Source organism: Saccharothrix saharensis, from assembly GCF_006716745.1.
GTDB classification, from domain to species: Bacteria; Actinomycetota; Actinomycetes; order Mycobacteriales; family Pseudonocardiaceae; genus Actinosynnema; species Actinosynnema saharense.
In genome coordinates, this window is the sequence record NZ_VFPP01000001.1 from 1,061,242 (window position 1) to 1,083,222 (window position 21,981).

Here is a 21,981-nt window from a genome sequence, read left to right on the forward strand (position 1 = left end):
GGGGATCGGGTGACGGTCGGGTGCCGCGTGGCCGCCGCGCGTTCACGCCGCCGCGCACAGCGGTGCGACCGGCGGGACCGGTCGTGAGGCGGGATGGGGGCGGACGACGGCTCGCCGCGAGGGAGCTGGGGGGGCGTGCGGAGTCAGGGCGTTCGCGGGCGAGGACTGCACCGCGGCGACGATGCCCAGCGTGGTGGGACAGGAGCGGTAGGCCGTGCTCGTCGCATCGAAGTCCCCATCGTCGTCGTTGACGGGCGGTCGTACCGGCGGACGCGTGACCGACTCGGACCTGGCGGCCCGTCTGGACAGTAGCCGGCACCGGAACAGGGCGTCAACGGCTCCGAGGGCTAAAAATGTTCACGCTCACTTTAGCCGTGCGACTGGCTGTCACAGTTCAGGAGTTTGGAAGACGCGCTCAGCGACGACTCTGTGTGAGCGTGAACATCGCCGGGCGGCCCGATGAGCACCGTGGCCACCCGAGAAGGAAAATTTCTCTCTTAGCCACGAACGTTGACCGAATCACTCCCGGTACGCCACGATCCGACCTTGAAAGCACTCCTCTGGGAGCGCTCCCGGTCCGCAACACTGTCGTTCTGGATCGAGAATGTTTCGGCCAGGCGGCGGCGTGATCCAAGGAGGATCTGTCCGTGCGCACTCATCACTCGCTCCGTCGGGGGGTGGCGGTCGCGGGGGCCCTGGCGCTGGCCGCGACCACCCTGGCACCGTCGGCGTCGGCGGCTCCCGACACCGGTCCCGCGGTCAAGGTCAACCAGGTGGCCTACGTACCCGGCCTGCCCAAGCACGCCACCGTGGTCAACGGCTCCACCTCGCCCGCGGCGTGGGCGCTGCGCAACGCCTCCGGGACCACCGTGGCCTCGGGGCAGACCAGCGTCCGGGGCGCGGACTCGTTGTCCGGCGACACCGTCCACGTGGTCGACTTCTCGTCGTTCGACACGCCCGGCACCGGCTACGTGCTGTCCGTCGCGGGCTCGGACAGCACCCCGTTCGACATCTCGGCCGATCCGCTCGAGCGCCTGCGGTACGACAGCCTTGCGTTCTTCTACCACCAGCGCAGCGGCACGCCGATCCTGGCCGAGCACGTCGGCTCGCGGTACGCGCGGCCCGCCGGGCACCTGAACGTCTCGCCCAACCAGGGCGACAACGGCGTGGCGTGCCGGGTGTCGTGCGGCTACACCTCCGACGTGCGCGGTGGCTGGTACGACGCCGGCGACCACGGCAAGTACGGGGTGAACACCGGTATCGCGGCCTGGCAGCTGATCAACGAGTACGAGCGCACCCTGTACGTGACCGGCGCGGACCGGGCCGCGCTGGGTGACGGGACGCTCGCGATCCCCGAGCGCGGCAACGGCGTGCCCGACATCCTCGACGAGGCCAGGTGGGGCGTCGAGTTCCTGATGAGGATGCAGGTCCCGCCGGGCCGCGCGGACGCGGGCATGGTGCGGCACAAGGTCAGCGACGAGAACTGGACCGCCCTGCCGACGCGGCCCGACCAAGACCCGCAACCCCGCCTGCTGTCGGCCGTCACGACCGCCGCCACGCTCAACCTCGCCGCCGTGGCCGCGCAGGCCGCCCGGGTGTGGCGCACCATCGACGCCGACTTCGCCTCCCGCGCGCTGACCGCCGCGCAACGCGCCTACACCGCGGCCAAAGCCGCCCCCGCGCGCTACGCCGACCCCGACGACGGCAATGGCGGCGGCACGTACGTGGACAACAACGTGACCGACGAGTTCTTCTGGGCCGCGGCGGAGCTGTTCACCACCACCGGCTCCAGCGGCTACCGGGCGGACGTGACCGGGTCGTCGATGTTCCGGGGCAGGGGTTTCGAGCAGGGCGGGTTCGACTGGTGGTGGACCGCGGGACTCGGTGACACGACGTTGGCGCTGGTGCCCAACGGCCTGTCCGCCTCGGACGTGTCGGCGACCCGCGCGGCGTTCGCCTCCTACGGCGACCGGCTGCTCGACCGGGCGTCGACCCAGGGCTACCCGGCGCCGGCGAGCGGTTACTACTGGGGTTCCAACGGCGTGGTCGCCAACGCGGCGAACGTGCTGGCGCTGGCGCACGACTTCACCGGCCAGGCGAAGTACCGCAACGGCGTGTACCAGGCGCTGGACTACCTGTTCGGGCGCAACCCGTTCAACCACTCCTACGTGACCGGCTACGGCGAGCGCGCCACCCGCAACTCCCACCACCGCTTCTGGGCCAACCAGCTCGACCCGTCGCTGCCGACCCCGCCGCCGGGTGCGCTCGCGGGCGGACCGAACGCCGACCTGCAGGACCCGGTGGCGCAGGCGCAGTTGGCGGGGTGCAAGCCCCAGAAGTGCTACCTGGACGACATCAACGCCTGGTCGGTCAACGAGGTGGCGTTGAACTGGAACTCCGCGCTGGCGTGGCTGTCGGCGTGGGCGGCGGAGGAGGCGGGGTCCGGCTCGCCCGCGGACACGACCGCCCCGAGCGCGCCGTCGGGCCTGACCGCGTCGGCCTCGGGTGGCTCGGTGTCGCTGTCGTGGGGCGCCTCCACCGACGACGTCGGGGTGACCGGCTACGACGTCCTGCGCGCCACCGGCACGTCCGGCCCGTTCGACCGGGTCGGCACGGCGTCGGGCACGAGCCACACCGACTCCGGCCTGGGCGCGGGCACCTACCGGTACCAGGTGCGGGCGCGGGACGCGGCGGGCAACACGTCGCCCGTGTCCTCGGCGGTGACGGTGACCGTGCCGGGCGGTGGGTCCGGCTGCACGGTCGTCGCCACGACCCAGACCCGGTGGGGCACCGGGTACGTGGTCCAGCCGGTGCGGGTCACCAACACCGGGACGTCGACGATCACGTGGAGCGTGGCGTTCACCCTGCCGTCCGGGCACTCGATCACCGGGTCGTGGAACGCGGCGGTGACGACGAGCGGGCAGGCCGTGACCGCACGGGCCACCCGCTCGCTCGCGCCGGGGGCGACGGCAGAGTTCGGGTTCCAGGGATCCCGCCCCGACGGCAGCACCGCGTTGCCGTCGGGCTACACCTGCACGGGCTGACCGACCGTCACGGCGGCGGCGCGGTGCTGCCCCGGACGACGAGCTTCGTCGGCAGTTCGACGCGGTCGTTGTCCGGCTCACCGCCCGCCGCCAGGGTCAGCAGCATCCCGGCCGCCTCCGCGCCCATCCGCCGCAACGGCTGCCGCACGGTGGTCAGCGGAGGGTCCGACCACTGGGTGAACGCCAGGTCGTCGAAGCCGACCACGCTCAGGTCGTGCGGGATGCGCAGCCCGAGCTCCCGCGCCGCGTCGTAGACGCCCAGCGCCTGCAGGTCGTTGGCCGCGAAGACGGCGGTGGGCCGGTCGGGCAGGCGCAGCAGCTCGCGCGCGGCGTCCCGGCCGCCGTCGTGGTAGAGCGGCGCGGTCCGCACGAGCTTGCGGTCCTGCGGTACGCCGGCCGCGTCCAGGGCCGCGCGGTAGCCGTCCAGGCGGGCGCGGCAGCACAGGAACTCCGCCGGACCGTTCACCATGGCGATGCGGCGGTGGCCGAGCCCGATCAGGTGACGGGTGGCGACCAGGCCGCCGTTCCAGTTCGTCGCGCCCACCGACGGGATCGAGTGGGTCGGCTCGCCGGTGGGGTCCAGCGCCACCAGCGGGATGGCGCGACTGCCCAGCTGGGCCAGCTGCGCCTCGCTGAACTCGGCGGAGACCGCGATGACCCCGACCGGACGGCGGGCCAGCATCTGCCGGGCCCAGGCGCTCTCCGGGGTGTGGCCGCCGTGCATCTCGGTCAGCGTCACGGCCAGCCCGTCCGGCCGGACCGCCTCCTCGACACCGCGGATGATCTCCAACGCCCACAGGCTGTCCAGCGACTGGAAGACCACCTCGACGATCGGGACCGCCTCGACCTTCTCGTTCTTCTGGAAGCCGTGCTCGCGGATCAGCTCCTCGATGCGCCGGCGCGTCCCGTCGGACACGCCCGGCCGCCCGTGGATCACCTTCGACACGGTCGAGGCGGACACCCCGGCCAGGTCCGCGATCCAGGAGACCCGCACCTCACCGCCCGCGCGCCCATCCGCAGCCACGGCGGCAGCCTACGCGAGCCGGCGTCGCCAACCGATCATGACCCGCCGGAGCCCCCGGCCGCGCGGCGGCCCGCGACCAACGCCCCGAGGAACGCCAGCCCGTCCACGGCGAGCGCGTCCTGGGTCGGCGCGAGCGGTCGCCAGATGGACGCGGCGGTCGCGATGCTCGCGTTGCGCGCGGTGAACGACTCGATGCACAGCGGCCCGGTGTAGCCGGCTTCGGCGAGCGCGGCGGCGATGTCGGGCCAGTCGAGGTGGTCGTCGCCCGGCGCGCCGCGGTCGTTGGCGCACACCTGGACGTGCGCGACCCGCCCCGCGGCGGACCGGATCGCCGCGCCGACGTGCTTCTCCTCGATGTTCTGGTGGTAGACGTCGACCGCGACACCGCACCCGTCGACGGGCAGCCCGTCCAACGCGGCGAGGGTCTGCCCGATCGTGTTGAGCACGCTGGTCTCGTACCGGTTGAGGGGTTCCACCGCGACCCGGACACCCGCCGCGCGGGCGTGCTCGACCACCGGGGCCAGGTTGTCCCGCAGTTCGGCGATGCGGTCGTGCCGCTCCCGCTCCCCCATGCGCCACGTGCGGCCGACGGAGGCGTAGGCGGGTCCCGCGACGACCGGCGACCCGACCTCCGCCGCGATGTCGACGACCCGCCGGAGGTAGTCCTGGGTGGCGGCGACGGTGGCGGGTTCGGCCGCGACGAGTTCCCGGCCCGGAGGCATGACCAGGCACACGGTCGCGGCCAGTCCGTGGTCGGCCAGCACGCGCGCGGCGCGCACCGGGTCCCAGTCGCCGACCTCCTCCACCGGGAGCTCGAGCACGTCGAACCCCCAGTCGGCCACCCGCGACGCCAACTCAGCCAGTTCCGCGTCCCGCAGCGGCGACGTCCAGACCCACGTGCTCACACCGATCGGGTGCACCATTCCTCCGTCGTCCTGGTCGAAAGGCGGCTCCCGGCCCACCCGCCGCCGGACACCTCCGGCCCGAGGGCCGCTCCCGCGGCGGTGCGCCGAGGGCGTCCGTCGCGACCGTCACCGGCCACTGCCGCACGCCCTCGGGCCCGCCGTCACCCCGCCGGGTCGGGGACGTCGGTCAGGCGCGCAGGCTCCACTGCTGGTTGGCGCCACCGCCGCAGGACCACAGGATGATCTTCGTGCCGTTCGCGGTGCCCGCGCCGGAGGCGTCCAGGCACAGGCCGGACTGCACGCCCGTGATGGTGCCGTTGGCGTTGACGTTCCACTGCTGGTTGGTCTGCCCGTTGCAGTCCCAGAGCACCACCGTGGTGCCGTTGGTCGTGCCCTGGTTGTTCGCGTCCAGGCACTTGGTCCCACCCACCTGCAACTGCTTGCCCGAGGTGTGGGTGAAGCGCTGGTTGCTGCCGCCGTGGCAGTCCCACAGCTGGGCCTGCGCGCCGTTGGTCGTGGTCGAGCCGGGGATGTCGACGCACCGGCCGGACTGCCCCCCGACGATCGTGACGCCCTGCTGACCGCCGCCCTGCCTGCGGGCGATCGACTTCGACTCGGCCGACCGGTTGCCCTGCGCGTCCACGACGTAGAGCCGGTAGTCGCCGGGCGAGCTCGGCACGGCGATGGACGTCGCGGTGCCGCTCGCCCTGGTCATCGTCGGACCGGCGACGAACGTGGTCGTGCCCGACGGTGCCAACCAGACCGACCTGGTCGCGTCGCCGGCGCTGCGGATCGGGATCGTCGTACCCCCGGACCCGACGAACGTGCTGGACGGGAGCACGTGGTCCGGCAGGGAGAGGTTGCTCGGCGGGACGATGTCCCGGTACGCGTCCTCCAGGCCGGAGTTCACCGCGATCGCGTGGGCCGGCGCCGGCCAGACGTAGTCCGAGTAGGTCAGGATGTCCTGGATCGTGCTGTTCGGCAGGACCTTCTGGGACACCTTGTTGACCGGTCCGTAGGTCTGCGTGATGCTCAGGTCGTGCTTGCGGCCGAAGTCGTCTGAGTTGATCATCCAGGTGATGTTCTTGTCCACGCTGAGCACGTTGTCGCGGAAGCTGATGTACGCCGAGCCCTCGTCCGGGTGCAGGCCGTACTTGTGGCCGGCCGGGACGCCCTGCAGGTAGTTGGCGGTGATGGTGGTGCCCGGCTGGCTGCCCAGCGTGTAGATGGGGGCCGTGTCGCTGAGGCGCTGCACCGTGTCGATGATGTGGTTGTGGCTGATGGTGTTGTTCCGCGCCGTGGTCGTCGGGCGGTTGGGTGCGATCGAGCCCGAGGAGCCGTCGAAGTTCCACCAGCCCCAGCCGAGCGTGATGCCCGACCACGGGCTCTTCTCGATCCGGTTGTGCTGGATCGTCAGGGTGTCCGCGAAGTACGCCGAGATGGGGCTGTGCCCGTGGAACAGCACGGCGCTGTCGTACAGGAAGTTGTTCTTGATCTCGATGTTCTTCGGCAGGCCCTCGACGTGGGCGGGGTACTTCTCGCCGTTGGTCGCGGTGTGGTCACCGGTGTAGACGTGCTGGGGATGGCCCACGGAGACGGCGGAGCCGGCGATGTCGTTGGTGTGGTTGCCGGTCAGCCTCGTGTTCTGCACGTCGTTGACCATGGTGATCCCGTCGACGCCGGTGTGCTGCACCCGGTTGCGGTCCAGGTGGATGCCGTCGGCGTTCTCGATCTGGATGATGCCCGGCGCGACGTCGACGTTGCGGTAGTAGTAGACGTGGAAGTTCCCCTTCACGTACTGGGTGTTGCCCAGGTTGCCCTGCTGTGCCTGCTTGAACGAGGAGCCGGCCACCGTGAACAGGTTCCAGTCCGAGTGCTGCACCGTGAGACCGGCGAACGTGATGTCGCGGACGCGGTCGGTCGTGGAGGTCCCGGCGACGCGGAGCACCGTGGGGACGTTGTTCGGCGCGTAGACCTCCGCCGTCGTCATGTTCTCGGCATCGGTCTTGTAGTAGTAGAGCGTCCGGCTGGTCTTGTCGAAGTAGAACTCGCCCGGCGAGTCCAGGAACTCGTAGGCGTTCATGAACTTGTGGGTCCCGCCGACCTGGTGGTTGCCGTTGAACGCGCCCTGCGCGATGGCCGCGCCCGGTTGCTGGAACAGCGCCACGCGGTTGGCGCCGTCACCGCTCGTGGTGACCTGGCGGACGCCCGCGATGGCGGTCGTCCAGGTCGTCGCCGTCTCGATCTCGATGTCGTCGGCGTTGCGGGAGATCGCGGGGAGGTCACCGAGGCCGTACTTGGCGCCATCGCACTGGGAGCCCGACTCCCGCGCCCAGGCGGCCTGGCCCGCGGTGACGCTGTAGGTGCCGTAGCACCCCTGGGAGGTGATCGTCTTGGTGGCCATGAACGCGCGCTTGTCGTTGACGTAGAGCGCCCGGAGCTTGTTGGCGCGGTTGAGCGGCGCCTTCCAGATGTTGCCGCCGTGCTGCGTCCACCCGGTCACCCGCACACCACCGCTCAGCACCGGCTTCTCGTTCGGGTACGCGGAGTAGACGACGCGGTGCCCGTTCGTGCCGGAGTCGCTCGGCGTGAACTCCACGGCGCCGGTGATCGGGTAGGTGCCCCCGCGGAGGTAGACCTGGATGTCGCCCGACATGGTCCCCTTGGTCGCGCGGACGACGTCCCGCGCGCGCTGCACCGTCCGGAACGGCGCGGCGACGGTGCCGGGGTTGGCGTCATCCCCGGTGGGGGCGACGTAGTACGTGGCCTGGACGGCGGCCGAGGCCTCGAAGTGGTCTCCGAAGGTCGGCAGCAGCGCAGTGGACACGAACACCGCGATCGCGACCAACGACCTCGCGGCGGTCTTGGCTGGTTTCACCCTGTTCTCGCTTTCGCTCGGTTCCGGTCTTCGGGAGGCCACTCCACCCGGGAGCCGCGCGCCGACCGGTTCCCCGTCCCGTGGAGGCGATCACCGGGACGGGGAACCGATTCGAGGCGGCTACCGCGTCAGGAGCACGCGGTGCCGTTCAGGGCGGGTGAGCTGAACGGCGGTGCGGATCCGTTGTAGCCGGCGTTGTACCCGATGGTGGTCTGCCCACCGGTCGGGAGCGAACCGTTCCAGGACGTGTTCGTGACCCGGACGACGTCGCCCGTGTCGGTCCACGTCCCGTTCCAGCCCTGCGTGACGGACACGCCCGGCGCCGAGAACGTGAGGGTCCAGCCGGTGAGCGGCGCCCCCCAGTTCGTGATCACGATCTCACCGGTGTACCCGCCCGTCCACTGGCTGACCACGCGGTGTCTCACCGTGCAGCCACCACCCGGGTTGCTGCCCGATGTCGTGGTGGTGGTGGATGTCGGGCCGGCTGCGATGGCCAGGTCGTAGGCGCGTTGTGGCACGAACTGGCCGGCCTGGGCGATGCAGCCGTCGGCCTCGCCGGGCAGCTTGACCCACAGGAACGCGGCGATGCGGGAGTCGCCGGTGTTGGTCGTGCTGGGCGTGCCGATCGCGCGCCCGGCCGGGTCGCACCACTCGGTGCCCAGCGGGCCGTTGCCGTTGCGGCTGGTGTCGATCACCGCGGTCAGCCTGCCGTCGCCCAGGGCGTTGAGGATGTTCTTGGTGTAGGCCACCTCGTCGGACGTGCGCCGGTAGTTCGACACGTTGGACGCGATGCCGTCGGCGCTGTTGGAGATGTCGGCCGCACGCAACCGGTTGGCCGCCTCCGACGGGCTCAACCACGCCGAGTTGCCGATGTCGTAGTACACCTTCGCCTGCCCCGACCCGGACTTGAGCCTCTTGCCCGCGTACGCCATCGACGCCCGGGTCTCCGACTGCTGGCTCTCGCTCTGGCAGTTGCTCATGATCGGCAGCACGTCCGGCTCCAGCACGATCGCCGCCGGCCGACCGGCCAACCCCGCCGCGACCTCGTCCACCCACGCCCGGTAGGCCGAGTGCGACGGCGCGCCACCACCGCTGGCACCACCGCAGTCGCGGTTGGGGATGTTGTAGACCACCAGGATCGGGATCTTCCCCGCCGACGCCGCCGCACCGACGTAGGAACCGACCTCCGAACGCACCGTCGAGGTGTTCGTCGTGGTGAACCACCGCGCCGCCGGCACCGACGCGATCCGGTCACGGATCACCGCCGCACGCGAATCACCGGGATTGGCCGCGACCCACCTCGCACTCGACGTGTTCGGGTCGACGTAGAACGCGGAATCGGCCGCCTGCGCGGTCGTGGTGCCGCCGACCGCCAGGGCCGCGGTTCCGGCCAGCAGCGCGCTGGAGAGCAAGCACGCGGCCGTTGTCACTCTTCTGCGAGTCATGGTGTCCCTCCCTTTCAGAGCACGGGGTAAGCGTTCTGGACGAGGGAGGTGAACCCGGCGGGGAACCACGCACCGGCGTGCGGTGCGCCGGCCATCGCGCCGGTCAGGTTGCCGCCGTTGGCCTGGTCGTCACCGCGGAAGGCCGGGTCGCACATCGGGTCGTGCTGCTTGCCCTCCTCGTTGGGACCGTCGGTCTTGGTGGCGATGCCGTCCGACTCACCCGGGGGCTTGATCCACACGTAGGCGTCGAAGCCCGCGCGCGGCGCGGCCGTGGGCCGCTCGCCGATGCCGGCGCCCGCCTGGTTGCACCAGTTGCCCCGGTGCAGCTTGCGGTCCACGCGACCGGAGTTCACGTAGGCGTCCACCGTCGAGCCGCTCGCGGCGGTGGGCCGGTTCGGGCCGCCCCAGCCGTTGCGGGAGGTGTCGATCAGCATGCCGATGCCGCTGGGGAACCCGGCCGCGATGAACCGGTTGCGCATCTCCGTGCCGAAGTCGGCCTCGTCGAAGTAGGGGTTCCACTGGTAGAAGGTCGCCGACCGCAGCGGCTGGCCGCCGACGGTGAAGCCCGGGTCGGGCAGGTTGGGCTCGTCGGTGGGCGAGGTGTTGGCCATGTTGGACACGAAGCCGTCCACGCTGTCGACGCCCTTGGTGGTGCCCTTGATGGTGTTGGCGATCAGCTGCACCGCGGGGCCCATGTTGGTGTCCCAGCCCAGCCAGCCGGCGTGCGCGATGTCCACGTAGTTGTAGACGTTCGGGATCGCGCTGAGCTTGTTCAGGGCGTACTGGATGCCCTGGACGTAGGCGCCGCTGGAGCCGGCCTCCGCGCACTTGGGCTTGCTCAGGTTCGTCACGAGGTTCGGCAGGGAGTCCGGCTCGACGATCCCGACGATCCGCAGGGAGCGGTACTTCGGGTCGGCCAGGATCGCCGCGATGGGGTCGATGTACTCGGCCTTGTAGCGCGCCAGGCCGTTCTCGCTGACCTTGAGCTCGCCGTTGGACGCGAGCGCGGCGCAGTCGCGGTTGGGCAGGTCGTAGATGACGACCTGGATGACCACCGGCGTGCCGCCGGAAGCCTGGCGCAGCGCCTCGTCGAGGTGGCCGGTCAGCCCTCGCCCGGCGGTGATCGCGCCGATGCGGTCCATCCACACCGCGGTGGAGTTCTGGGCGACCTTGCGCATGGAGGTGCCCAGGGCGCCGCCGGTCGCGTCGGCCAGGCCGTTCACGTTGGCGACGTAGTCCGGGTTCAGGTAGCCCTTGGCGCCCACGTACGGGTTGGCCACGTGCTCACCGGGGGTGTCCGGCGTGGTCGAGGTCGTGGTGGTCGTCGTCGTGGTGGTGGACGTTGACGTCGAGGTCGACGTGGTCGTGCTCGTCGGGCCGCCGCCGCACGTGACGCCGTTGAGCTTGAACGACGTGGGCAGGGCGTTCGTGCCCGAGTACGAGCCGTTGAAGCCGATGGTCGCGCTCCCACCCGTGGGCAGGCTCCCCGCCCACGACGGGTTCTTCGCGCTCACGTGCTGCCCGGACTGGGCGTAGGTCGCGCTCCAGCCGTTGGTGATCTTCTGGTTGCCCGGGAAGTCCCACTCCAGGGTCCACCCGCTCGTGATCGGGTCGCCGAGGTTGTGGAGCGTGACGTTGGCCGTGAAGCCGCTGTCCCACTGGTTGACCCGGTAGTCGACCGAGCACCCGGGTGCCGCGTCGGCCGACGTGCTCGCCAGGACCAGCAACCCGGAGCACAGGGTCAGGGCGGCGGCAGCGGCGCCGCCGCGTGCCAGTTTCGTTGCAGTCATTCAGGGTCCTCGCAGCGTCGTTGCTGTGATGTGGGCTGCAGCTTCCGGGAGCGCTCCCAGGCATGGAGAAAGATGCGCACTGCGGCTCGAATGTAACCACGGCCGACACCTCAGTCAATTGCCCGGGACGCTAAAACTGTTAGCGCTAACTTTAGCGGATTCTGCCCCGCAGGGTTTCGGAGCGCAGATCCACAACGCTGTCAAGTGGCTTTTCCGAGTCGATCCCCCACCCGATTCGCCCATCCGAACCAGCAGCGCCCCTTTCTTTGTTAACGCACACAAGAAAGGTTGCCGCGCACGCGGAGCGCTTTCAGGCGAGCCCGCGGTAGTCGAACCAGTCGAACGCCGCGACACCGCGCGTGACGTACATGCCGACGACCCGCCCGGCGAGCCCGCTGGTGACCTCGGGCGACAGGTACCGGCCGTCCAGCTCCGCCAACGGGCCCGGATCGTCGTCGACGTGGAACGCGATGGTGTCCGGCCCGGACGGCTCGACGCCCACGGGCTCGTCGGTCGGCCGCACGAACGACGGCGGCACGAGGTCGGTCGTGCGGGTGCGGACGGTCAGCGTGATCGGACCGGGAGCCCTGGTGCGGCTGGCCACGACCTGGCGCACCGGCCCGATCCGGGCGATCACGTCCACCCGGCCCGGCACGACCTCGAAGTCGTAGCGGTGCGCCTCGTCGCGCCGGATGCTCAGGCCGGCGCGGGCCGTGCCGGGGTCCAGGCGGACCGACACCCGCGAGTCGAGGTGCCGCACCCTGCTGCCGACGAACGTGCAGCCGGGGCGGTCGAGGGTGTCGCCGGTGGCGCGCAGCGTCAGCCAGCCGGGCCGTTCGGTCAACGACCAGGCCCCCTCCGGGAGCCCGCGCGGTGAGATCCAGAACGGCGCCAGCACCACCTCGTCGAAGTCGTCGCGCGAGGGGTGCGGCGCGGCGGGCGACTCCCCCGCCGCGGTCACCGTCGCCTCGTCCACCACGGGCCACCCGTTGTCCCAGCGCACCGGGGTCAGGAACACCTCCTGCCCCAGCACGTGGAAGCCCGACGGGTGCTCGCGGGTGCCCGGCCGCACCAACCACCAGGCACCGCCCGGTGTCGTGACGAGGTCCGCTCGGCCGCTGACCCGGGTCGGCCCCGAGGTGTCGGCGAGGGTGCCCGGCGCCGGCTCGAACGGCCCGCGGGGCTTGCGCGCGCGGGCGACGGCCGGCGCGTCACCGCGATCGAACATCACGTACCACCAGCCACCCACCTGGTACAGGTGGGGCGCTTCCGGGTGCGGAGCGTCGTCGCCGGTCCACATCGGCCACGGACCTTCCAGCACCGTCCCCCGGTACGGGTCCACCCTGGCGGTGCACCCGTCGGTGGTGGCGCACCAGCAGTCGCCGTTGCGGTCCCAGGCCAGGTCGGGCACGGCGCACGGGAGGTCGAGCCACACCGGGTCCGACCAGCGCCCGGCCGGGCGTTCGGTCGTGACGACGAACGTGCCGCCCGCGGACAGGTCCCTCGCGATCACCCAGAACCGCCCGTCGTGGTGGCGGATCGTGGGCTGGTGGATCCCGCGCGCGGACGACGTGCCGGTGGACAGCCGCACCTGCTCCGGCCGGTCGAGGACGTTGCCGACCTGCCGCCAGTGCACCAGGTCGCGGCTGTGGAAGATCGGCACGCCCGGGAAGTACTCGAAGCTGGAGCACACCAGGTAGTAGTCCTCGCCCACCCGGCACACGCTCGGGTCCGGGTGGGATCCGCCGATCACGGGATTGCCGATCACGGGCTGGCGGGCGGTGCGCACGGTGTTCCTTCCGAGGACAGCGGGGTGGGGCGAAGCCGATCGGAGGCGGGGTGGACCAGGCACCCTCGCGGTGCCGTGCGCGAAGGGGCCGGGTGCCTGCGTCGCGCGACCGCGCCGGAGGACGGGCCTGCCGCTCGACGCCACCGTCAGGCGCGACTCCACCTCTGGTTGGCCTGGCCGTTGCAGGTCCACAGGATCAGCCGGGTGCCGTTGGCGGAGCCCGCCTGCTCGGCGTCCAGGCACAGCCCGGCCCGGGTGTTGCGGAGCGACCCGTCCGAGCCGAGGGTCCACTTCTGGTTGTCCTGCCCGTTGCACGACCACGCGATCACGCGGGTGCCGTTGGCGGTGCCCTGGTTGTACGCGTCGAGGCACTTGTCGCCGAACACCCGGACCTCGCCGCCGGGCCAGGTCGTCCACTGCTGGTTCGCGGCGGTGTCGCAGTCCCACAGCAGCGTGGCCGCGCCGGCGGCGGTGGAGGCGTTCTCCGTGCCGACGCAGCGGCCCGAGCCCGCGCCGCGCAGCCTGCCGGTGGTGGCGGCGATCGGACTGCCCCCGGAGACGCGGAACGCCGCGACGCCGTGCGCCGGCACGCTCGCCGAGATCGTGCCGGAGGTGGTCGAAGCGCCTCCGGTCCACAGGTCCAGGAGGGTGAACGAGCCGCCCGACAGGCCGATCTGGGCGGCCGTGGTGGACACCGTGGCGGTGCCGCTGCCCCGGTTGACCAGGCCCACGGCCACCGAGCCGTCGCTCAACGGCTTGGCGAACACCTCGGTGTTGCCGTCGTCGCGCACCCGTCGACCGCCCACACCGAGCTGGTCCTGGTTGACCGCGATCAGGCGCGGGTTGCGCAGGATCGCGCTGACGTCGGCCGACATCGTGCGGATGTCGTTGCCCGCCATGAGGGGCGCGGCCATCAGCGACCACAGCGCGAAGTGCGAGCGCGATTCGGTCAGCGTGAGCCCGGGACGGCCCACCACGAGCATGTCGGGGTCGTTCCAGTGCCCGGGTCCGGACTGGACGGCGAGCGGGGCGGTGACGTCCAGGACGTTGCCGACGCCCATGGGGTAGCTGTTGGTGTTGCCGTTCTGCCAGATGTCCAGCAGGTCCTCGGTCGTCCGCCAGAGGTCGGCGACCTCGCCCCAGTTGTACTTGTCGCCGGTCGGTGCGTGGAAGCTGTTGGGGTTGATGCTGTAGACGATCGGGCGGCCGGTCGCGCGCAGGGCGTCACGCATGATCGTGAACCGGGCGACCTGCTCGTCCCGGGTGCCGCTGCCCGAGCACCAGTCGTACTTCAGGTAGTCCACACCCCACGACGCGAACGACCGTGCGTCCTGGACCTCGTGCCCCTTGCTGCCGGTCGAGCCGGGGTGGGTGCCGACGCCCTGGGCGCACGTCTTCTCGTTCGGCGCCTGGTAGATGCCGAACTTCAACCCCTTGCCGTGGATGTAGTCGCCGAGCGCCTTCATGCCGCTGGGGAACTTGGTCGGGTGGGCGCGCAGGTTGCCCTGGGCGTCGCGCTGCGGGTCGAACCAGCAGTCGTCCACGACGACGTACTGGTAGCCCGCGTCACGCATGCCCGAGCTCACCATCGCGTCGGCGGCTTGGCGCACCTGCGCCTCGGTGATGCCGCAGCCGAAGCTGTTCCAGCTGTTCCAGCCCAGCGGCGGGGTGAGCGCGGGACTGCCCGGCGCGGCCTGGGCGGTGGGCTCGACGGGGGACGCGGTGACCAGGCCGAGCGCGGCGGCGGCAGCGGCGGCGAGGTGCAGGAGTCGCCGGGTACCAGCGGACATCGTCGTCCCTTCGGTTCGACCGGAACACCGTCGGCGGTGCGCGATACGGGGTCACGCCCATGGAACTATGCGCCCGAGGACAGGTCAAAGCTAAATGTGAGCGCTAACTTTGAGCACTTCGACCGAAGTGAGTCCAGACCAGGTCTTATCGGCGCGCCGCACTGCGGCGGTGGCCGGGAAGTTGCTCCGTTCAGCCCACCGGAAGCGCTACTCACCTGCACGAAACAATTGCGTTACGGCTTGACCGGCCACGGGAGGATCGTTCACAGTCAGCAGGGCACACCGAGTTCGCGGCCATCGTCGCCGCACCTCCGCACAATCCCCTTCACCTGCGGATTCCGCCGCCACCTGTTAGCGATAACAAGACAATACCTCGCGAAGGGCCCGTGATGGAACTTTCACTACGAGCGGTCAGAACAACGACGTTGCTGCTCGTCGCAGGGCTGGTCGCCACCATGGTGGCGCTGCAGGGCTCGGCCCAGGCGGCGGGCGCGACGCTCGCCGCCGCGGCGGCGGAGAAGGGCCGGTACTTCGGCACGGCCGTCGCCGCGGGCAGGCTGGGCGACTCGACCTACACCGGGCTCCTCCAGCGGGAGTTCGACATGGTCACCGCCGAGAACGAGATGAAGATCGACGCCACCGAGCCGCAGCAGAACCGGTTCAGCTACGGCAACGCCGACCGCATCGTCAACCTCGCCCGCTCCCAGGGCAAGCGGGTGCGCGGGCACACGTTGGCGTGGCACTCGCAGCAGCCGGGTTGGATGCAGAACATGAGCGGGTCCGCGCTGCGCAACGCGATGTTGAACCACGTGACGCAGGTGGCCACGTACTACCGGGGCAAGATCTACGCGTGGGACGTGGTGAACGAGGCGTTCCAGGACGGCAGTTCGGGCGCGCGTCGTGACTCCAACCTCCAGCGGACCGGCAACGACTGGATCGAGGCCGCGTTCCGCGCCGCGCGGGCGGCGGACCCGGGTGCGAAGCTCTGCTACAACGACTACAACACCGACGACTGGACCCACGCCAAGACCCAGGCCGTCTACCGGTTGGTGCAGGACTTCAAGCAGCGGGGCGTGCCGATCGACTGCGTCGGTCTCCAGTCGCACTTCAACCCCCAGAGCCCGGTGCCGTCGAACTACCAGACGACGCTGCAGAACTTCGCCAACCTCGGCGTGGACGTGCAGATCACCGAGCTCGACATCGAGGGTTCCGGCTCGGCGCAGGCGGCCAACTACGAACGCGTCGTCAAGGCCTGCCTCGCCGTCGCCCGCTGCACCGGCATCACCGTCTGGGGCATCCGCGACACCGACTCGTGGCGCTCCTACGGCACCCCGCTGCTGTTCGACGGCTCGGGCAACAAGAAGGCCGCCTACACGGCCGTCCTCAACGCCCTCAACGGCGGCACCACGCCGCAGCCCGGCGTCATCGACCCGAGCGCGTGGTACGTGCTGGTGAACCGCAACAGCGGCAAGGCGCTGGACGTGTACGGCCTGGCCACGAACGACGGCGGTCGGATCGCCCAGTGGAGCCGCAACGACGGCGCCAACCAGCAGTGGCAGTTCCTGGACTCCGGCAGCGGCTACTACCGCGTGAAGTCCCGCCACTCCGGCAAGGTGCTCGACGTACCGAACTCGTCGACCGCCGACGGCGCCGCGCTCCAGCAGTGGGCCGACCACGGCGGCACGAACCAGCAGTTCCGCGCGGTCGAGTCGGGTGGCTACTTCCGACTGGTCAACCGCAACAGCAACAAGGCCGTCGAGGTGCAGGGTTCGGCCACGAACGACGGCGCCAACGTCGTCCAGTACACCGACTCGGGCGGCGCCAACCAGCAGTGGCAGCTCGTCCGCGTCGGCTGAGCCGATGACGGGAAAGGCGGGGGACACGTCGTCCCCCGCCTTTCCCGTGCGTCAGGGTCAGGCCCGCAGCGTCCACTGCTGGTTCGACTGGCCGGAGCAGGTCCACAGGACCAGCTTGGTGCCGTTGCCGGTACCGAGGTTGTACGCGTCCAGGCACAACCCCGACAGCACGTTGGTGATCGTGCCGTTGGCGTTGACGTTCCACTGCTGGTTGGTGTCACCGTGGCAGTCCCAGGTCACCACCTGGGTGCCGTTGGTCGTGCCCCGGCCGTAGGCGTCCAGGCACTTGGTGCCGAGGACGACCAACTGGCGCGAGGAGTTGTGCGTCCACGACTGGTTGGGCTGGCCGTGGCAGTCCCAGAGCTGGAGCTGCGTGCCGTTGCCGGTCGTCGAACCCGGCACGTCCAGGCAGCGCCCCGACGCCACGCCCACGACCTGCCTGCCCTGCGACGCGACCGGGTCGCCGATGCTCCCGGGCACGGCGCGCAGCGCGGCGTACCAGGTCGCGGCCATCTTGTCGTAGCCGGTGGCGGTGGGGTGCACGCCGTCGATCAGGTCGCCCGTGGTCAGGGCGGCGTGCATGTCCACCATGCGCACGCGCTTGCCCGCGTTGACCTTGCTCTGCACCATGCCGGGGATGGTCGCGTTGTAGGTCCGGGCCGCGGCGTTCTGCCCCGAGTTGGACAGCGGGATGATCGTGGCGACGAACACGTCCGCGTTCGGGGCGGTCGCGGTGATCTTGTCGACCAGGGCCGACAGGCGGGCGGGTGCGTTGGCCACGTTGTAGTTCTGCAGGATGTCGTTGGTGCCGATGTGGAGCAGCACCGTGCGGGGGTTCGTGTTGCGCAGCCAGTTGACCACGTTGGCGTCGATCTGGTCGATGCGCCAGCCCGGGTGCCCCTGGTGGTCGTGGTCGCCGAGCGATCCGGGGCCGTTGAACTGCGAGCCGACGAAGTCCACCCGGTAGTTGCCCGCCCCGAACCGCTGCCACAGCCCGATCCGGTAGCCGCCGGGCACCTGCGTCCCCTCGGTGATGGAGTCACCCAGCGGCATGACCCGCACCCCGCCGTTCGACTCCGCGGCGGCGGGGCCCGCGGGCAGCAGCGCGGCGGTGACCAGCGCGGCGGTGATCAGGGCCGCGCCGCGGGCGGCGATTCTGTTGACGCGTTGTCGCACTTGCACTCCTCGTGGTGAGCAGCGGTCCGGCACCGGTGTGCCGGACCGCCGTGGAGCAGGGAACTCGTGGTGGGATCAGCCGACCCGCCACTGCTGGTTGGCGCCGCCGTTGCAGGTCCACAGCTGCACCAGCGCACCGTTGGCGGTGGACGCGCCGGACACGTCCAGGCACAGGCCGGACTGCGCGCCGGTGATGGTGCCGTTGGCGTTGACGTTCCAGCGCTGGTTGGCCTGGCCGTTGCACGACCAGAGGACCGCCCGCGTGCCCGCGCTCGTCCCTTGGCCGTACGCGTCGAGGCACATCTGACCGGCGCCGGCGGACACGGTCAACTGGCCCGAGGACGTCCGGGTCCAGGTCTGGCCGGAGCTGCCCTGGCAGTCCCAGATCCGGGCCTGCGCGCCCGCCGTGCCGCTCGGCACGTCGAGGCACTTGCCCGCGCCGACCGCGCGCACCGCCCCACCGGGGGTGGTGCCACCGCCGGTGGTGTACCCGGCCGCGACGATGTTGGCCTGCACCGCGTTCTCGGTCGCGTCGGACGGGTAGCCCGCGACCATCGCCCCTTCGTAGAAGGTCCCCGCGCTGAGGTTCGCGCCGCCGTCGGGCTTGCAGCAGTCGCCGCCGCTGCCCAGGATGATTGCTCCCTGCTTCTTCATCGGGCTGTACCCGTTGGGGAGCGCGCCGTCCCACAGGGTGGTGAGGCTGCCCACCTGCGCGTCGCTGCCCTTGAGCGCGAACCGCGTGGTGCCGTTGTTCTTCAGCATCGCGGTGACGAACTTGCTGGTGAACGCGCGCTGGTTCGGGTTCCACGACTGGCTTCCACCGGGGAAGAGCCCCCATTCGAGGTCCGCCTGGACCCACGGGCCGGTGCCGGCGCACCCGCCGAACCAGCACTGGGTGCTGAAGTTGATGGCGTCCATCGCGCCCGCCGCGTCCGCCTTGCGGGTCGTCTCGCTGTTGCCGTAGTCGAAGCAGCAGCCGTTGTTGACGTGCGTGCCGCTGGTCACCATGTACATGCCCTCCGGCGCGGCGCCGGTCGGCACGCCCGTCAGGTGGCCGTCGCGCCAGTAGCTGTTGCCGGGGTTGATGTAGAGCGAGTACGCCTTGCTGCCGCCGACGGCGAGCGATTCGGACGTCGCGACCGCGGGCCTGCTCTGGGGTGACCCCGGTACCACGGTCGAGCCCTGGTACCACAGGTCGTTGCCGCGACCGGACTGGTCGTAGACCACGGTGATGACGCAGGTGGTGCCGGCGCAGAACGAGTCCTGGGTCGCCGCGTTCGCGGTACCGCCGGCGGCCGTCAGGCCGATGTCCCGCGTCGTGTTGTCCGAGGAACGCCTGACCTGGTAGAGGTTGCCGGCGTACGAGCCGTAGAGGGCCCGGGTCGTGCTGTGCGCGGCCACGCAGGGCGTGCCACCGGACGCGTAGATGTCGCACGGGCCCGTGCCGGCCGCCGACGCGGCCACCGGCGCCGACCACGTCAGCAACGCCGCGGGCAGCAGGGCGAGTGCGGCCGCGGCTCGCGCGCGCACCGCCGCCGGCTTGCGCCACCATCGCTGCACGGGCCCCGTCTCGGGAACGGGTGAAGGCTGCATTGTCACTCCTACGACGATGTGGGAGGGCAGGGTGAACGGCGGCAGCGCGCGCCCGCAGCCGTGCTGCGGGCGCGACGGGAGCGGTGGCGGCGTCGAACCGCTTCGAAGCATGCCGACGGTAGGGGCTAAAAAAGCGCTAAAGCAACGGTCGGCTCCGCCACCGGCGTGGTGCGCACCGGTCGCGACGGTCCCGACCTCCAGGTCAGCCGCGCGTGGTCCACTGCTGGTTCGTGCCGCCGTGGCACGCCCAGAGGTGGAGCAGGGTGCCGTTCGCGGTCCCGTTGCCGCTGGCGTCCAGGCACAGCCCGGACTGCACGCCGGTGATGGTGCCGTTGGCGTTGACGTTCCACTGCTGGTTGGCGCCGCCGTGGCAGTCCCAGATGATCGCCGCGGTCCCGTTGGCGGTCCCCGCGCCGCTGGCGTCGAGGCACTTGTTCCCGTTCACCACGAGCTGCTTGCCCGAGGTGTGGGTCCACCGCTGGTTCGCAGCGCCGTTGCAGTCCCAGAGCCGCGCCTGGGCACCGTTGCCGCCGCCGGAGGCGACCTCGGCGCAGCGCCCCGACTGGGTGCCCACGAGCATGGCGTTCTGCGGACCGGTGCCGGTGCCCCCCGCGGGCCCGGCGTTCGCCGTCACGGCCCGCGCGCCGGAGGGCCAGTTGCCGTTGGCCACCACCGTGTTGCCGGACACCACGTTGCCCCGGTCGCCGTTGGTCACGTTGGTGCTGCCGTTGGTCGACCAGTTGCCGGTGAGCGTCCAGTTGCCCATGTTCTCGCCGCCCCAGTAGTTGGCGGTGGCCCACGTGCCGGTGTTGTCGAACACGTTGCCCGTGACGGAGTAGTACTTCGAGCCTTCGTCGAAGTAGACCCCGAAGTAGCCGTTGGTCCGCTGGCAGTGGTTCCCGCTGATCGAAGCGCCCGGGTTCCACGCCAGCGTGTAGATGCACCCGCCGTCGTTCATCTGCTGCATGACGTCGTGCACGTAGTTGTTGATGAGCCGGTTGTTGGACGCGGTGGTGGGCGTCGTGTACCGCGGTTGGTAGTTGTAGAGCCCGCGGTTGGCGTAGTTGGTGTTGCCGCCGGCGTCGTTGGCGCCCCAGCCGTAGCCGATCGAGATGCCCGAGTAGGGCATGTTGTAGACCTCGTTGTGGGCCACGGTGGCGGTGCTGACGTAGGTGTTCAGCACCGAGACGTTGCCCCGGTACTCCACGCCGAGGTCGTGGATGCGGTTGTGGCTGATCGTGATGTTCCGGTTGACCATCCGCTGGTCGGTCGGGTGGTGGGCGTCGGCGCGCACGCCGCCGACCACGACGCCGCCCGCCGAGCTGTGGGCGATCTCCGACCGGGTGACCGTGACGTTGCTCGCGCCGAGGCCGACGCCGCTCGCGTGGGCGTTGGCGTCGTTGCCGATGCCGATGGCCGTCTGGCCCAGGTTGACGAACCGGGACTCGCTGAACGTGATGTTGTCGGCGGCGGACACCTGCACGGCCGCGGGCATCTGGTTCCAGTGCGGCCGCGCCGCCTCGAACTGGGTGCAGCCGTTCTGGCACGACGTGAGCCGGTCGGCGGGCCAGTTCCAGTTGCCCGCGATGTAGCTGCCGGTCTGCTGGTCGACGTACCCCTGGTTGCTGCTGGGCCCGAGCCAACTGGTGCCGGTGAACGTGATGCCGCTGAACGAGATGTGGTGCGCCGGCGCGTCGTAGGTGCCACCGATGTCCACCAGCGACTGCACCACGGGCAGCTCGACGCTCGCGGTGCTCATGTTCTGCCCGGCCAACGGGATGTAGGACAACGCGCCCGTGCCCGGGTTCAGGTACCACTCCCCCGGCGTGTCCAGGAACTCGTAGGCGTTGGCCAGGTAGAACGGCCCCGCCCGGTGCGGCTGGCTCAGCGTGTCGTAGCCGAAGGTGTTGTTGTTCCACGCGGGCTGCTGCATGGTCAGGAAGTTCCCGCTGATGCTCTGCACCGGCGAGTACCGGTCGGTGAACGAGTTGACGCTCTCCACCTCGACCCGGTTCTGGTTCGCCAGGTTGTTCAGATAGGTCAACGCCGTGCTGGAGAACCTCATCCCCGTGCTGGTGAACGTGAAGTCGGCGCGGTTGACCCGGGTGCGCGCCCGGGTCGCGATCGCACCGTCCACGTAGAGCTGGCGCGAGTCGATCCCGGTGGGGACGGTAGCGCGCCAGATGTTCCGACCGGCGTCCACCACCGACCAGCCGGTGACCGCGCGGGCGCCGCTGATCACGGGACGCGCGGACGGCGCGGCCTGCCACAGCACGCGGTAGCCGTTGGTGCCGGAATCCGCCGCGGTCAGCCGCAGCGGCTGGGCGAGCCGGTACACCCCGTCGGCCAACTGCACGACGATGTCACCGGACATGGAGCTGTTCTGCGACCGCACAGCGGCCTGTGCGGCGGTCAGTGAACACGGTTGGGTGGCGGAGCAACTCGTGCCGGTGCCCGACGGTGACGCGTAGAGGGTCGTGGTGGCGGCGGACGCGGGTGGGGCGAGGGTGACCAGCGCGGCGAGCACCGCGGCGGCGGTGCCGACCGACGGCAGCCTGCGCGACGCGGCGGAAGAGGGCGCGGACAAGGGAACCTCCTGGCTCGGGTGTGGCGCGACGCACGACGAGGGCGCGCGTCGCGCGGGTGTGGCCGCCGGACGCGCGGGCGTGACGGCGGAAGAGGTGACCGACG

At 70.8% G+C, this 21,981-nt stretch carries 12 protein-coding genes; 2 read left to right on the forward strand and 10 right to left on the reverse strand.

Annotated features, from left to right (window positions below; all coding sequences use genetic code 11):
• The first annotated feature begins 677 nt into the window (after positions 1-677).
• Complete coding sequence (locus FHX81_RS04060) at positions 678-3,044, forward strand: glycoside hydrolase family 9 protein (RefSeq protein ID WP_246107614.1); 2,367 nt, start codon at positions 678-680, stop codon at positions 3,042-3,044.
• Between the two features lie 7 nt (positions 3,045-3,051).
• Here FHX81_RS04060 and FHX81_RS04065 read toward each other — a convergent pair whose 3' ends face one another.
• The 7 genes from FHX81_RS04065 to FHX81_RS04095 all read right to left on the reverse strand — a co-directional run bounded on the left by FHX81_RS04065 (position 3,052) and on the right by FHX81_RS04095 (position 14,665).
• Positions 3,052-4,068, reverse strand: a complete 1,017-nt coding sequence (locus FHX81_RS04065) for a LacI family DNA-binding transcriptional regulator (RefSeq protein WP_246107615.1) — start codon at positions 4,066-4,068, stop codon at positions 3,052-3,054.
• A gap of 35 nt (positions 4,069-4,103) precedes the next feature.
• Complete coding sequence (locus tag FHX81_RS04070) at positions 4,104-4,991, reverse strand: sugar phosphate isomerase/epimerase family protein (RefSeq protein ID WP_141975274.1); 888 nt, start codon at positions 4,989-4,991, stop codon at positions 4,104-4,106.
• Positions 4,992-5,160: 169 nt separating this feature from the next.
• On the reverse strand, positions 5,161-7,851 hold the full coding sequence (locus FHX81_RS41795) for an RICIN domain-containing protein (RefSeq protein ID WP_141975275.1): 2,691 nt from the start codon (positions 7,849-7,851) through the stop codon (positions 5,161-5,163).
• Positions 7,852-7,979: 128 nt separating this feature from the next.
• A complete protein-coding gene (locus tag FHX81_RS04080; protein WP_141975276.1) occupies positions 7,980-9,296 on the reverse strand; it encodes a glycoside hydrolase family 6 protein in 1,317 nt (438 codons plus the stop codon).
• Positions 9,297-9,310: 14 nt separating this feature from the next.
• Positions 9,311-11,086, reverse strand: a complete 1,776-nt coding sequence (locus FHX81_RS04085; protein WP_141975277.1) for a glycoside hydrolase family 6 protein — start codon at positions 11,084-11,086, stop codon at positions 9,311-9,313.
• A gap of 310 nt (positions 11,087-11,396) precedes the next feature.
• Positions 11,397-12,875 (reverse strand): glycoside hydrolase family 43 protein, encoded by a 1,479-nt coding sequence (locus tag FHX81_RS04090; RefSeq protein ID WP_246107616.1) that lies wholly within the window; start codon positions 12,873-12,875, stop codon positions 11,397-11,399.
• 146 nt (positions 12,876-13,021) lie between these two features.
• A complete protein-coding gene (locus FHX81_RS04095; protein WP_141975278.1) occupies positions 13,022-14,665 on the reverse strand; it encodes a glycoside hydrolase family 27 protein in 1,644 nt (547 codons plus the stop codon).
• Positions 14,666-15,090: 425 nt separating this feature from the next.
• Here FHX81_RS04095 and FHX81_RS41800 point away from each other — a divergent pair, with 425 nt between their 5' ends.
• Positions 15,091-16,521 carry a glycoside hydrolase family 10 protein gene (locus tag FHX81_RS41800; protein WP_425473801.1) on the forward strand — a complete coding sequence of 477 codons (1,431 nt, stop codon included), beginning with the start codon at positions 15,091-15,093 and terminating at the stop codon, positions 16,519-16,521.
• Between the two features lie 57 nt (positions 16,522-16,578).
• On the opposite strand, the gene FHX81_RS04105 is transcribed toward FHX81_RS41800, so the two are convergent.
• The 3 genes from FHX81_RS04105 to FHX81_RS41805 all read right to left on the reverse strand — a co-directional run bounded on the left by FHX81_RS04105 (position 16,579) and on the right by FHX81_RS41805 (position 21,877).
• A complete protein-coding gene (locus FHX81_RS04105; protein ID WP_246107617.1) occupies positions 16,579-17,697 on the reverse strand; it encodes an RICIN domain-containing protein in 1,119 nt (372 codons plus the stop codon).
• Positions 17,698-17,772: 75 nt separating this feature from the next.
• A complete protein-coding gene (locus FHX81_RS04110) occupies positions 17,773-19,257 on the reverse strand; it encodes an arabinofuranosidase catalytic domain-containing protein (protein WP_342787165.1) in 1,485 nt (494 codons plus the stop codon).
• A gap of 235 nt (positions 19,258-19,492) precedes the next feature.
• Positions 19,493-21,877: an RICIN domain-containing protein gene (locus FHX81_RS41805; protein WP_246107618.1), complete on the reverse strand. Its 2,385-nt coding sequence runs from the start codon at positions 21,875-21,877 to the stop codon at positions 19,493-19,495.
• Positions 21,878-21,981 lie beyond the last annotated feature (104 nt).